Annotated in this window: 14 protein-coding genes; 11 read left to right on the top strand and 3 right to left on the bottom strand. The window is 43.3% G+C overall.

The features are described 5' to 3' along the window. Positions 1-45 precede the first annotated feature (45 nt). The 11 genes from ACKTT2_RS25780 (at position 46) to cpcG4 (ending at position 9,183) form a co-directional block, all read left to right on the top strand. Positions 46-822 carry a HEAT repeat domain-containing protein gene (locus tag ACKTT2_RS25780; RefSeq protein WP_407891908.1) on the top strand — a complete coding sequence of 259 codons (777 nt, stop codon included), beginning with the start codon at positions 46-48 and terminating at the stop codon, positions 820-822. Between the two features lie 187 nt (positions 823-1,009). Beyond that, positions 1,010-1,513: a HEAT repeat domain-containing protein gene (locus ACKTT2_RS25775; protein ID WP_407891906.1), complete on the top strand. Its 504-nt coding sequence runs from the start codon at positions 1,010-1,012 to the stop codon at positions 1,511-1,513. Between the two features lie 833 nt (positions 1,514-2,346). Beyond that, on the top strand, positions 2,347-2,865 hold the full coding sequence (cpcB, locus tag ACKTT2_RS25770) for a C-phycocyanin subunit beta (RefSeq protein WP_407891904.1): 519 nt from the start codon (positions 2,347-2,349) through the stop codon (positions 2,863-2,865). Between the two features lie 76 nt (positions 2,866-2,941). Further along, complete coding sequence (gene cpcA / locus ACKTT2_RS25765; protein ID WP_407891902.1) at positions 2,942-3,430, top strand: C-phycocyanin subunit alpha; 489 nt, start codon at positions 2,942-2,944, stop codon at positions 3,428-3,430. 259 nt (positions 3,431-3,689) lie between these two features. Next, positions 3,690-4,550, top strand: a complete 861-nt coding sequence (locus tag ACKTT2_RS25760) for a phycobilisome rod-core linker polypeptide (protein WP_407891900.1) — start codon at positions 3,690-3,692, stop codon at positions 4,548-4,550. Between the two features lie 110 nt (positions 4,551-4,660). Beyond that, positions 4,661-4,906 (top strand): rod-capping linker protein CpcD, encoded by a 246-nt coding sequence (cpcD, locus tag ACKTT2_RS25755; protein WP_407891898.1) that lies wholly within the window; start codon positions 4,661-4,663, stop codon positions 4,904-4,906. 9 nt (positions 4,907-4,915) lie between these two features. Beyond that, positions 4,916-5,749: a C-phycocyanin alpha-cysteine-84 phycocyanobilin lyase subunit CpcE gene (gene cpcE, locus ACKTT2_RS25750; protein ID WP_407891896.1), complete on the top strand. Its 834-nt coding sequence runs from the start codon at positions 4,916-4,918 to the stop codon at positions 5,747-5,749. 101 nt (positions 5,750-5,850) lie between these two features. Beyond that, entirely contained in the window at positions 5,851-6,465 is a 615-nt protein-coding gene (cpcF, locus tag ACKTT2_RS25745) for a C-phycocyanin alpha-cysteine-84 phycocyanobilin lyase subunit CpcF (RefSeq protein ID WP_407891894.1), read from the top strand. Between the two features lie 121 nt (positions 6,466-6,586). Then, on the top strand, positions 6,587-7,423 hold the full coding sequence (gene cpcG1 / locus ACKTT2_RS25740) for a phycobilisome rod-core linker protein CpcG1 (RefSeq protein ID WP_407891892.1): 837 nt from the start codon (positions 6,587-6,589) through the stop codon (positions 7,421-7,423). Positions 7,424-7,469: 46 nt separating this feature from the next. Beyond that, complete coding sequence (gene cpcG2, locus ACKTT2_RS25735) at positions 7,470-8,213, top strand: phycobilisome rod-core linker protein CpcG2 (RefSeq protein ID WP_407891890.1); 744 nt, start codon at positions 7,470-7,472, stop codon at positions 8,211-8,213. 208 nt (positions 8,214-8,421) lie between these two features. Next, positions 8,422-9,183: a phycobilisome rod-core linker protein CpcG4 gene (gene cpcG4, locus ACKTT2_RS25730; protein ID WP_407891888.1), complete on the top strand. Its 762-nt coding sequence runs from the start codon at positions 8,422-8,424 to the stop codon at positions 9,181-9,183. Between the two features lie 144 nt (positions 9,184-9,327). On the opposite strand, the gene ACKTT2_RS25725 is transcribed toward cpcG4, so the two are convergent. The 3 genes from ACKTT2_RS25725 to ACKTT2_RS25715 form a co-directional block, all read right to left on the bottom strand. Continuing rightward, positions 9,328-11,634 (bottom strand): hybrid sensor histidine kinase/response regulator, encoded by a 2,307-nt coding sequence (locus ACKTT2_RS25725; RefSeq protein WP_500691400.1) that lies wholly within the window; start codon positions 11,632-11,634, stop codon positions 9,328-9,330. A 112-nt stretch (positions 11,635-11,746) separates the two neighbouring features. After that, entirely contained in the window at positions 11,747-12,202 is a 456-nt protein-coding gene (locus ACKTT2_RS25720; protein ID WP_407891886.1) for a response regulator, read from the bottom strand. A 374-nt stretch (positions 12,203-12,576) separates the two neighbouring features. Beyond that, positions 12,577-14,193, bottom strand: a complete 1,617-nt coding sequence (locus ACKTT2_RS25715) for a DUF1565 domain-containing protein (RefSeq protein WP_407891884.1) — start codon at positions 14,191-14,193, stop codon at positions 12,577-12,579. Positions 14,194-14,199: the final 6 nt, after the last annotated feature.

Raw genomic sequence — 14,199 nt, 5'->3', positions numbered from 1 at the left:
TTACCAATCGAATTACGAATTACGAATTACGAGTTACGAATTATTATGACTACCACTCACCAAACAGAACCAATTCTATCAGCAGAAACTGCGATCGCATCGCTCCAAAGCGAAGATAATCAAATCCGCTATTATGCAGCTTGGTGGTTAGGAAAGCACCAGATACAAGCAAGTTGTACGGCACTATGTGAAGCCCTATTTGACAAACGTTATCGAATTCCCAACGGTGGTTATCCTCTACGTCGTCAAGCAGCACGGGCGTTAGGTCAACTGAAGAATCCACAAGCTGTCACCTCCTTAATCGCAGCACTAGAGTGTGAGGAGGATTTGCGCCTGCGTGAAGCAGCAATCCAAGCTTTAGGAACTATTGGAGATAAAAGGGCTGTTGAACCTTTAGTCAAGCTTCTGGAATCAACTAAAGAGGAACCATACGAAGCGCTTATTGAAGCTTTAGCTACGTTAAAAGTTTGGTCAGTTCGTTCTCACATAGAGTCTTTTCTCAATCATCCTTCTGAACGAGTACAGTGTGCAGCATCTCGCTACCTGTATCTTTTGACTCAACAACCCCAGTATATCGAACGCATTCTTAAAAATCTTAACCACGAGAATATGTATTTGCGTTGGGCTGCTGTATTTGATTTAGGGGCGGTTGGTCATCGACGAGCCATTGAAGCTATTTTGGCAGCTCGAATTCCAAACAGTCTCAAATTGCTGAATTTGAAACGAATTTTAGAATCGGTTTTAGATAGTCATGAAATTTGCGATCGCGAAACATCCAACTTACTATTTAAAGCCATTGATAATTTATTAATCCAACTTTAAACTCGTCATTAGTCATTGGTCATTGGTCATTAGTCCTTTGTCCTTAGTAAAGGCTTTAGTGCGTTTATACACCTTTACCACATTTTGTTATTTTTTCTCGCCTATCTAGTAATATAACTGACCAATAACCAATGACAAATGACAAATGACTAATGACCAATGACAAATGACCAATGACCAATAACCAATGACAAACATCTCTGCATTAATCCAAGCTTTGAACAACAACCAGACTCACCAATGCTTAACGGTTGTTGAGTCTCTAGTAAAGCTTGCACCTGCAACGGTAGAACCACTGATTTCTGCTTATCATAGTTCTACGGATCAAGGCTTACAAGCAAACATAATTCAAGCTTTGGCCCAAATTGGCGATCCTAGAGCAATAGAGTTACTAGGGGATGTTGTGGGTACAGCAGTTGCTAACCATTGCCAGGGCAATGTCCGTCGTATTGCAGCACGAGGATTGGGCAAAATATGTTGTACTACCGATAACCCCACTGTGATTCAGTATGCGGTAGAAAAACTAACTTGGGCCTTACTTATTCCTGAAGATTGGGGATTGCGTTACGCAGCCGCAGTCTCTTTACAAGAAATTGCAACGCCAGAAGCATACTCTGCTTTACAGATGGCTTTCGAGCAGGAGACCGATAAAGTTGTGCGATCGCGAGTCAATCTAGCTTTAGGAGGTTGACATAACTTCTTCGATTTGTGGTACGGGCGTCCTCGCCCGTTCTTTATTAGTGACGGGCGAGACGCCCGTACCACAAGAGAAAGTTGGTTATTTTTTTCTTTGGAAGTCCCTTACAGTTTTCCTCCTTAAAAAGCCGGGGATATTGCATCTCCGAGATTTTGCTATTTGTAAACTTGCTTATCAGAACATCAAAAAAAAATCAATATTTTTTATTAAAAATTTAGATTGTGCCTTTTTTCCTGTGCTTTTTGCTCCGACCTTCTCTTCTCAGAAAGAAATTTATAAAATTACAGAAATATTTGGAGTCGTTTTGTTAAGAAAGATTTACATAACGATTTGAGCGCTCGGAAACAGTGAGAAACTGCAATATGTTGTCTTCACTAGGTCTTATCAAAAATAAAAAAATTATTAATAAGCCAAAATCATGTTTTTGGAAAAAAGAATATAAAGTTTTGTTACAGATATTTTTTCTTTTCTCAGCCTGAGTCTCTTATATGTAAAGGATTTGAGGCTTTTCTTATTGGTCTATCTCATTTCTTCATAATTTGTAACAGATAATGCCCCAATAGCGTTGTATAAACATAATCTGGAGGGGTTAAAGAACAGACGAAAGTTAAATGAGGCAATCAATTTATAAGGTTTGCCAGTTTCTCATAAAATCACCCCAGTTTCTCATAATCTCTCGTTAATGCTCAGGCAGGCTAGAGATGAGGAACGTAAAGAAGAGAAACAGTTTAGTTCGGTATCTGTTGTTTACCATTCCACTCATTCATAAAACAATCTCAGTTTTAATCAAGACAGCACTCAACTAAGCGATTAGGAGAAAAAAGTCCATGTTAGACGCATTTGCTAAGGTGGTTTCTCAAGCCGACTCCAGAGGTGAATTTTTGAGCAGCGAGCAACTAGATGCTCTCAACAACCTGGTTAAAGACGGCAGCAAGCGTCTGGATACCGTAAACCGGATCACCAGCAATGCTTCCACCATCGTTACCAACGCTGCTCGTGCTTTGTTTGAAGAGCAGCCCCAATTGATTGCTCCTGGTGGTAACGCTTACACCAACCGTCGTATGGCTGCTTGTTTGCGCGACATGGAAATCATCTTGCGCTATGTTACCTACGCAATTTTAGCAGGTGACGCTAGCGTATTGGATGACCGCTGCTTGAACGGCTTGCGCGAAACATACCAAGCATTGGGTACCCCTGGTTCTTCCGTTGCAGCTGGCGTTCAAAAAATGAAAGACTCTGCAATCAAAATTGCTAACGACCCCGCAGGTATCACCCCTGGTGATTGCAGTGCATTGATTTCTGAAGTAGCTAGCTACTTCGATCGCGCTGCTGCTGCCGTTGCCTAATAGCACAAGAAAAGCCCAGAACCTAACAAAAGGTATCTAGGCATAAAGAAATGTAACACCAAGGAGATTGTACACCATGAAAACCCCAATTACCGAAGCAATTGCAGCCGCTGATACCCAAGGACGTTTTCTGAGCAACACCGAATTACAAGCTGTTAACGGTCGTTTCGAGCGTGCAGCAGCAAGCTTGGAAGCTGCTCGTGCTTTAACATCCAACGCTCAGCGTCTAATTGACGGTGCAACTCAAGCAGTTTATCAGAAGTTCCCTTACACAACCCAAATGCAAGGACCTCAGTACGCTGCTGATTCTCGTGGTAAGTCCAAGTGTGCTCGTGACGTTGGTCACTACCTGCGGATTGTTACCTACTCCTTGGTTGCTGGTGGTACCGGTCCATTGGATGAGTACTTGATTGCTGGTTTAGATGAAATCAACCGCTCCTTTGAATTATCTGGAAGCTGGTACGTAGAAGCTCTCAAGCACATCAAATCCAACCACGGTCTCTCTGGTCAAGCTGCTAACGAAGCTAACACCTACATTGATTACGCTATCAACGCTCTAAGCTAGATTGCGGATTGCCCGGAGAGGGATGCAAGTGCTGGATGAGTTCACCTAGCAGTTGGATCGCGCTCCGGGCATTGTTTTACCTGGGGAAAGATAAAAAATACTTATCAAAGCACTCTTGTAGTTAGACCAATTTGAACAAAGAATGCGATAGATAGTTGGACTAAATAAAGTCTAGGTAAGACTTTTTCAATCCAAAATCTAAGATCAAAAATCCAAAATGGTATTAGCTAAAGTGCTAAAGAAATAGGGGGAAAGAAAAATGGCGATTACAGCAGCAGCATCCAGGCTGGGGACTGAGGCTTTTAGTGATTCACCTCGAGTAGAACTACGCCTTAACGCCAGCAAAGACGATATCGAAGCGGTGATTCGTGCCGTGTATCGGCAGGTTTTGGGTAATGACTATTTAATGGCATCAGAACGTCTCAAGAGCGCCGAATCACTCCTGCGAGATGGAAATCTAACAGTCCGGGAGTTCGTGCGTAGCGTTGCCAAGTCAGAACTTTACAAGAAGAAATTTTTCTACAACAGTTTCCAAACTCGAATAATCGAACTCAACTACAAACATTTGTTGGGTCGTGCTCCTTATGATGAATCTGAAGTGGTTTACCACTTAGATTTGTACCAAAACCAAGGGTATGATGCCGAAATAGATTCTTATATTGATTCTGTAGAGTATCAAACTAACTTCGGCGACAACGTAGTACCATACTATCGCGGTTTTGCAACTCAAGCAGGACAAAAAACAGTTGGATTTAACCGGATGTTCCGGTTATATCGTGGTTATGCCAATAGCGATCGCGCTCAAGTAGAAGGAAAAACCTCTCGTCTGGCTCGCGAACTAGCAACAAACAGTGCATCCTCCATCGTGGGACCTTCGGGTAGTAACGAGAACTGGAGCTACCGTGCATCAAATGATGTTGCGCCTCGGAAGAATTTAGGAAACGCTGTAGGTCAAGGCGATCGCGTTTACCGAATTGAAGTAGCAGGGCTATTGAGTCCGGGCTATCCCAAGGTACGCCGCAGCAGCACCGCGATATTTGTGCCATACGAAAGACTTTCTGAGAAGTTACAACAACTTCAGCGCCAAGGCGGCAAAATTGTCAGCATCAACCCTGCTTAATTGGAGATAGGGGATTAGGGATTAGGGATTGGGGATAGGAGAAGAATGTACCCCCAGTCCCCAGTCCCCAATCGCTAGTAGCTACTAAACAAAAGGAGATATAACAAGTTATGTTCGGACAAACCACAGTTGGAACCGGTGGTATTTCTAGTGCAGGTAGCCGGATTTTCCGTTACGAAGTCGTTGGCTTGCGTCAAAATGAAGAGAACGACAAGAACAATTACGATATCCGCCGTAGTGGAAGCGTGTATATCACAGTACCCTACAGCCGCATGAACGAAGAAATGCAGCGCATTACCCGTATGGGTGGTAAGATTGTAAAAATTGAACCTTTAACTGCCGAAGAAGCCAACTAAAGTCTATCAATGATAGAACCCAGTGCAGAAGAGTATTCAGTAGAAAGCACGCAACCGCTAACAATAGAGCAAGCAATTGCCAACCTGCGGTCGTCAGATTTAAGTCTTCGCTACTATGCAGCTTGGTGGCTGGGTAGGTTTCGAGTTAGTTCAACAGAATCTGTGGATGCTCTGATTGCAGCGTTAGAGGATGAAGCCGATCGAACAGAACTTGGAGGTTACCCTCTGCGACGCAATGCCGCAAGAGCACTGGGGAAAATAGGCAACGAGAGAGTAGTACCAGCACTCATCAAGTGTTTGGAATGCTCCGATTTTTACGTAAGGGAAGCAGCTGCCCAGTCTCTGGAAATGCTACGCGACCCTAACGCCGCCACTCCGCTGATGCAATTGTTAGAAGGGGGTGTTGCAGCTGCCATCCAGGTACCGGGACGCCCCCATCTAACCCAGCCATATGAAGCGGTGCTTGAAGCCTTAGGAGCAATTGGTGCTACTGAGGCTATTCCCTTAATTCAACCCTTTATCGAGCATCCAGTTCCAAGAGTGCAGTGTGCTGCAAACAGGGCAATGTACCAGCTCGCAAAAGACCCCCAATATGGGGAACGTTTGGTGAAAGTGCTGGACAACAGTAACCTGCAATTGCGCCGTGTAGCCTTAGGAGATTTAGGAGCAATAGGGTACGTAGCAGCCGCAGATGCAATTGCCAATGCCACCGTAGAGAATAGCTTCAAATTGATTGCTCTCAAAGGCTTATTGGAAAGTCAACTCAATGATGAGGAGTCCAAAGCATTGTCACTAAGTGATGATGCTATTCGAGTCATAAACTTGATGGATTCATTGTTGTAGTCATTTGTTATTTGTCCTTTGTCATTTGTTGTTTGTCCTTATTTAATGACTAATGACCAATAACCAATAACCAATGACTAATGACCAATGACTAATGACCAATGACGAACACCCAAGAATTAATTCGCGCCGTTACCGAAGCGGACTCCCCTGCGCGAATGGTGGCGGCAGTGCAAAAATTGGCAGCAGCAAAAAATCCGGTAGCAATTCCCACCCTAATTGCCGTATTTGGATACAACAATCCAGGGGCAGCAGTAGCGGCAGTTACCGGACTGACAGAATTAGGAGAGGTTGCAGTGCCACAGTTGCTGGAAAACATAGATGATTATAACTATGGCGCACGGGCTTACTCGATTCGTACTTTAGCTGCGATAGGGGACCCCCGCGCCTTAGATGTGTTGTTAACAGCATCTGCTACAGATTTTGCACCCACTGTTCGCCGTGCAGCCGCTAAGGGGTTGGGCTTTTTGCAATGGCACAAGTTGACTCAAAGCGATCGCATATCAGCTCAAATCAGAGCTGTGGATGCCCTGCAAGCCTTAACGCAAGACTCGGACTGGTCAATTCGCTATGCCGCCGTTGTTGGCTTGCAAGCACTAGCGAAAATACCCGAACTCCAAAGTTCTATTAAGACTAGATTTGAAGAAATGCTAACCAACGATGCCGAAAAAGCAATCCGCGCTCGCGTGCTGGTAGCAAAATCAGTGACCACCTGACCAGTGACCACCTGACCGGTGTGCAGTGACTAGTAACCAAGCAATTTACCAATCCCCAATCCCCAATCCCCAATCCCTAATCCCCAATCCCCAGATATCATAAAACAAGGTAAAAGTAAAGATGTCAATACCATTACTTCAATCCACACCAACCACGCAAAACCAGCGTGTTGAGGGCTATGAAGTGCCTAACGAAGACACTCCACAAATTTACCGCTCAACAGACGCTATCTCAAACGCTGATATTGATGCCATTATTTGGGCAGGATACCGACAAATTTTCAGCGAACACCTCATTTTAGACAGCTACCGCCAGCCCTTCTTAGAATCGCAATTGCGAAATCGGGCAATTAACGTCCGAGATTTTATCCGGGGATTGGGTAAGTCAGAAGTTTATCGGTCACTTGTAGGAGACACCAACTCCAACTATCGCTTAGTTGACATCAGCTTTAAGCGCTTTTTAGGACGTGCCACCTATGGCAAAGACGAGCAAATTGCGTGGTCTATTGTCATTGCAACAAAAGGCTTGAGTGGGTTCATTGACGCCCTAGTAGACAGTGACGAATACCGCCAAAACTTCGACAATGATATAGTTCCTTACCAACGCCGTCGTTTCAAAGATAGACCCTTCAACTTAGTGAATCCTCGCTACGCGGACTACTGGCGCAACCAGCAGTTGTCAATATATTTGGGAGGTAAGAGTTATTACCAAGCAAACGTTACAGGACAATCAGTACAAAGAGGCGTGCGTGGATCTATTCCTTCTAACTTCTTAACAATGGCTGCAAGTATTGCTCCTGGTGGCTTAAACTACCAGCGATCGCAAGACAGAGCAAGAAACTACATTGCCGACGTAGAGTTACCTGAAGCATATAGCCAAACAGCAGCCCAACCAACTGTAAAACCCACGAAAGTGAATTTACCTTACAGTTACATTCCTGGAAATAAAACAACTTAGGGAATAGGGAAAAACAATACCCAATGACAAAGGACAAATAATAAATATGACAATCCCTTTACTGCAATATAAACCCAGTTCGCAAAACCAGAGAGTTGCTGGTTACGAAGTGCCTAACGAAGATACTCCCAGAATTTACCGTTTGGAAGATTCTCCTTCTGATGGTGAAATTCAACAACTCATTTGGGCAGCTTATCGACAAGTTGTGAGCGAACACGAAATCCTAAATTTCTACCGTCAGAGCAATTTAGAATCTCAACTGAAGAACCGCGCCATCACTGTACGGGACTTTATTAGAGGGTTATCTAAGTCAGAAGCTTATCGCCGTCTAGTGGTTGAGACAAATTCTAATTACCGTGTTGTAGAAGTGACTTTGAAACGGCTGTTAGGACGTGCGCCATACAACAAAGACGAAGAAATTGCTTGGTCAATTAAAATTGCCACTTTAGGCTTTGATGGCTTTGTTGATGCTTTATTAGACAGCGAAGAGTATGTAACCAGTTTTGGTGAAAATACAGTTCCCTACCAACGCCGTCGCTTTAAAGACAGACCTTTTAATTTAGTCACACCTCGCTACGGTAATTACTGGCGAGACAAAGAGGAAGACGAGCGCTATAAGTGGGGAGATATCAATAACTTTTTGGAAATGGCAAGTTCCATCAAAATTACTCCAGTTAAATTCACACCAGTAAACACAGCAAGCATCAACATTCCCGATACAACACGGGAAACAAAGCCAGAGGGAATTCCTGTTTCCATTAGCCCCACTGCAAGTTTCCCAATTCGGTAAAGGGTTAGTGGTTAGTAGTTAGTAGTTAGTGGTTAGTGGTCACTGGTCAGGTGATTACTGGTCACTGGTCAGGTGATTACTGGTCACTGCTCACTGTTTAGTGGTCACTGGTCACTGAATGCGGGACAATAAAGAAAGAGGATATTCAGCCTCTTCTATCAAGCCAATTCTTTGTTTAGCATAGTTAGTTTACGAGGAAAAACAGAGCATGGCATTGCCATTACTTCAATACAAACCAAGCAGCCAAAATCAACGGGTTAAGAGCTTTGGTAAAGCCGACCTAAACGAAGATACACCATATATCTATCGTTTAGAAGATGTTAGCAGTTACACTGACATTCAAAATATCATTTGGGCAGGATATCGCCAAGTCTTTAGCGAGCATGAGATTTTGAGCTTTAATCGCCAACAAAACCTAGAGTCTCAATTGAAAAATAGTTCAATTACTGTACGTGACTTCATTCGCGGTTTAGCTCAATCTGAAGCTTTTTACCGTTTGGTAGTCTCTGTCAATAATAATTACCGTTTGGTAGACATTTGCCTCAAGCGTTTGTTAGGTCGCGAGGCTTACAATAAAGACGAGGAAATTGCTTGGTCAATTAAAATCGCTACCTTAGGCTTTAAAGGTTTTGTTGATGCGCTTGTCGATAGTCAAGAGTACACCGATAACTTTGGTGACAATACCGTTCCTTACCAACGTAAGCGTATGGAAGGTCGTCCCTTTAACTTGGTGACTCCTCGCTATGGCGAAGACTTCCAAGAAGTAGCAGGTACCGTAACTACCGATTGGCGCTTTACTCTGGACAACTTCTACAGCCGCAAGTCCCAAGAACGGAGACTTCCAGAAGGCGATCCGCGTAAGTATCGCGATTTGGCAGAATCCCTCAATACAAAAGGTAACTACGCTCAACGTGTTTCTGCTTTTGACCTGGATTATCTTAACCTCGTACCCAACCGTGGTAGGCGCTAAGATTTTCTGTTGAACAGCTCAAACCTATATTGGGTCTGGTAACTGTGTTTGTGCGTTAGCTAGTTAACCTCCGCGTGTTAACTAGGTGTTGCATAAAGCAGGAACCAGACCCATTGATTTTTTCCATATTGGAATGCTCCAAATTTAAGAATATGATGTTAGACTGGTAAGGCTAATAATCGCTTCAACTAATCGATCGGGGTCTACTGGCTTGGCAACACGATCTTGAAACCCTACAGCAAGTGCTTTTTGCCGATCTATCTCTCCTGCGTAGGCAGTCAGAGCGATCGCTTTTAACTGACTGTTTTGCTCGCTTTGCATTGCTCGGATTTGTTGCACGAGCATATAGCCATCCATATCTGGCATCCCAATATCACTAACTAACACATTGGGTTGAGTTTTCGCCATAATTTGGAGTGCTTCAAGTGCAGAAGCAACTGCTGTAACGATCGCGCCACGTTGTTCTAGGATAAAAGTAACTAACTCTCTTGAATCGGCTTCATCATCTACCACAAGCACCTGCATACCACTTAAGGGTAATGCTTCATGTGCGAGCAAAGAGGAATTATCTTCATCTTTTATGCTGTTGTCTTCATTTAACACTGGTAGAGAAACGGTAAAAGTCGCTCCAAGCCCTTCCCCTGGACTTTCGGCTCGAACTGTGCCACCATGCAGTTCGACTAAGTGACGGACAATTGCCAACCCTAACCCCAATCCGCCAAACTTCCGAGTTGTTGTCGCATCTGCCTGACGGAAGTAATCGAACACATAAGGCAGAAAGTCAGGATGAATGCCTTTACCCGTATCGCTGACAGTAATTTGAACTCGACAGTCAATGCACTCTAACTGAATTTTTACCCTTCCTCCTGGTGAAGTGAATTTAACGGCATTAGTCAGTAAATTCCAGATTGCTTGCTGTAAGCGAGCTGAATCTCCCAAAACCAGCCCGGTATTTGAGTCAAAAACTGTATCAATTTGAATTGACTTAGCTTGAGCCGCTAACCGTACTGTTTCAATAGCTGCTTCAATCGTCAATGCCAAATTGACAGGAACCATTGCAAGGCTAAGTTTGCCACGTAAGATGCGAGAAACATCTAATAAATCTTCAATCAGTTGTGCTTGGAGTTTAGCATTGCGCTCGATTGTTTGTAGTGCGTGAATTGTTTTTGTAGCATCCAACTTGCTGCTTAGGAGTAATTGAGACCAACCTAAGATAGGATTGAGGGGAGATCTTAACTCGTGAGAGAGTACTGCTAAAAACTCATCTTTGATCCGATTAGCAGTTTCAGCTTCCGCACGAGCAGTTTGTTCTTGCTCGAGCAACCATTGGCGTTGTTGGTCGAGTTGTTTTTGATTTTCAATATCTGTTGCCGTACCAAACCATTTAATAACTTGCCCTTGTTCGTTTTTCAGTGGTACAGCTTGGTGTAAATACCACCGATAAGCTCCATCTGCTCGTCGCATCCGACCTTCAGCTCGATAGTTTACACGCGCGTGTTGCGCTGCTGCCCAATTTTGGCTAATAGTTGGGAGATCGTCAGGATGTGCGATCGCTTCCCAACCAAATGTTTGAGCTTGGGCTAGGCTTAACCCGGTATAATCTGACCAACGTTGATTGACATCAGTAAGTATTCCATCAGCATCAGCAGTCCATACCAGTTGCGGGATTGATTCTGCTAAATAACGATAACGTTCTTCGCTTTGCCGCAAAGTTGCTTCAGTTTGCTTGCGATGAGTGATATTACGGAAGAAAATGTCAAGACCATCTTCATGAGGATAGGCGTCAATCTCGATCCACAAATTATAGGTGGGAGGTTGGTAGAAATGATGCTCGAAGTGGACGGGAATTTGTTCTGCCATTGCCCGTCGATATTGGTGTTCTACGTTCGTCCCTACCGATGCAGGCCACTCCTCCCAGTGAGTCTTACCAAGAACTTCTGTACGAGGTTTGCCGTTAATTCGCTCGGCTTCCACATTTTGGTAAACAATGCGCCAGTCTCGGTCAAGTGCTACGAAAGCATCGCTGGTATTTTCTAAAGTCCGTGTAATTCGCTGATTGGCTTCTCGTAACGCCCGTAAGTTTGTCTTGGTTTTTTGGTTAGCGTTCCGTAATTGCGTGCAAAGTAACGCGATAAAAAATGACACTAGCGAGAATGCGAACAATTGTACCAAGTGATTTACACTCGTGATGGTGAATGAATGGGTCGGCTCAATGAAGAAGTAGCGGCTGTAACCAATAGATAGAGCGATCGCAAGCAATCCCGGTTTCAATCCCCCATACCAGGCACTGGCTGCAACAGCAGCAAAAAACAACGGAAATATTAGCGGATTTAGGAGAGACAGAAGCAGTTGTGTTAATACAAGGGCGACTGTCGCTGCTAAAATCGCAACTCCATAAGCTAGCAACCGAGAGCGCATACAATAGATTTCCTTACGTACAGTCTCCATCATGTTGTGAATCTAGCCTTATTGTACCTATAAGGTAGAAGCTATCGTGTTTCAGTCGCGATAAGCTGGGTACGGCTTGCGTTTCGCGAGCGCGAACCTTCCTAGTCATGCGGCGTCAAATCAATTTGATGACTTCTGCCACAAAATCATCCGGATCGACCGGTTTCACTAAGTAACTTTGAAATCCTGAAGTGACAGCAAAACTACGTCCTTCCTCTGTTGCAATTGCAGTTACAGCGATCGCTGGAATATCTTTTTGCGGTGAGTTTAAATTTCTAATTTTACGTATTAAGGAATAACCGTCTACTTGTGGCATAGAAATATCTGCAACCAACAGACGCAATTCAAATTTTTGGATAACTTCTAAAGCTTCTATAGCTGATGATGCTGTTATAACTTTAGCACCACTCTGTTCCAATATAAAAGTCATTAAGATTAGATTATCAGTATCATCGTCTACCACAAGTATAGGTAATCCTTCCAAGGTAGGAATGCTGCTTCTATCATCATTAGGATGAAAATAACTGGGATACTCTGACACCATGAGATCGTCTCCTAGTTGCTTGTTCAATTAGGGGGAAGTCCTGCTAGGAGCTAGGTGTGAGCTAGCTGTCTAGTGGGCATACTTGATTATCATCTCCAATCCACCTACAAAAGGAATCTTTTGTAAGAAAGTTAATAAGATTGGTAATAGGGAAATCAAGAATGTAAATGTGAAAATACTTTATTGATAATTCACTGCTGCTCAATCATTGACTACTACCCATAGATAGATGTACTATTTTTTCAGATTGCCAACAGATCAAAAGTTGAGTAGCTTTGAGAAGAGATGTTACTAAAATTAATACTATTAAATAGAAAAATAGAAATTAATAGAAAGTTAGAGAATGTGCGCCGTCTAGGGCAAACGGAGAGAGATTCTCTCTCTTTTCTAGCTCTTGTTCCCTATATTACATAAGGAGAGTCAATAGCCTCTTCTCGCTCGGCATCCACTAAAGCTTGATAAACCATAACTGCAACTTCTGCACGGGTAGCATCTCGGTTGGGATTGAGATGTTTTGGATTAGGAAAGTTGACAACCATCCTTCTCTGCGTAGCAATAACTATCTCTTTCTTTTTAGACTCTGGAACTTTTTCCCAATCAGTATAAACATTGTTGGCAGTAAATTTATCGGTGCTTAGTTCCAAGCCGTTGACGAGAGAGACAATAACTTGCAATCGTTTCATATTTAAATGGGGACGAAAAGCGCTATTGGGAAAAGCTGAGATGAACTGCCCTTCATATGCCTGCTGGATTGCCTTATAACCCCAAAAACTTCCCGGTACATCTTTAAAGTCTACTGCCTGCCGTTTGCTCTGTGGATTAAATGCTTTGACAACTATTGCTGCATACTGCGAGCGCGTTATGGTAGCATCAGGTTTGAAAGTGCGATCGCGAAAACCAACGACTATTTCCAACTTAAATAATTTCTGAATAAACTCCTCTGCCCAATGATTTTTCATATCAATTAATTTTTTTGGAGGAGGGGTAAAAAATATAAAACTACTTACAGGTGTAGAAACAGGTGTAGGTGAAATAGATGTAAGTGAAGTAGGTGTAGGTAGGGGCAGAGGTACTTGGGCAGGTGCGGGTACGGGTTTTGGAATTGGAGTCACAACAGGTATTGGTTTAGGAGTCAAAGTAGGGGCTTGATTGTACACTAACTCTACGTATCCCTTGATTTTACCTGGATCTATTTGATTGCCAACAGCTAAGAGTCTGTGAGAACCAGAATTTTGTAAATCGAATTTACCATTAAGGCGTAAGATATTGCCTCCATAATCATTGGTATTACCTAAATCTGGCAAGGCATTAGAAGTTACAGTTACACCATCTTCCGTATTTCTTTCACTAATATTATTTCGCAAGACTGGATGGGCATCGCCGGAGATAACAATTCCAGAACGATTTTCGTAAGTATAATTATCTGTAAGAATCGGAGAAGCGCGATCGCCGATAGCTATACCAAAACCCGATCTATAGCAAATATTACCCCGAATTTCTCCTTGAGAGTCGCGAATAATGGAAATGCAATTCGTAGCATTCTCTGTAAATAAACTATCAATAAGGGTGACATGAGCATTCCCAGAGGCAAGAACACCGTCACGGTTACAATTGATGAAAGTACAATTAGAAATAGTAGAAGCAACTGATTCAATCCAAACGGCAACTCCACGGTTAGTCTGATTTGTCAGTGTTATTCCGCGAAGTTCTGTGCCATTGGAGGACAGAATAAATGTAACATTTTGCTTTGCTAGGGTAGGGCTACGATATTCGCCACTACCTTCAATAAGCACATTGCTACCTTTATGACTTTCATTTCCCAAAATCGTGACAGCTATGGAAACGTGGAGTGGAAAAATTTCACCGCTAGCAGCATTGTAAGAACCCTCTGCTAATTGAATCTGACTACCCGATGAAGCTCGCTTCAGGGCTTGAGTAATTGTTTTTAACGGTGCTTGTTGGCTACCAGCCGCACTGTCACTTCCTGCTGTCGGATTAACGTACACAGTCTCAGCCATGTTCAT

Origin of the sequence: Scytonema hankhaensis NUACC26 (assembly GCF_045865695.1) — a bacterium.
Classification (GTDB): Bacteria; Cyanobacteriota; Cyanobacteriia; order Cyanobacteriales; family Nostocaceae; genus Scytonema.
The sequence above is the reverse complement of the archived record's forward strand: the minus strand, read 5'-3'. Positions and strand labels throughout refer to the sequence as shown.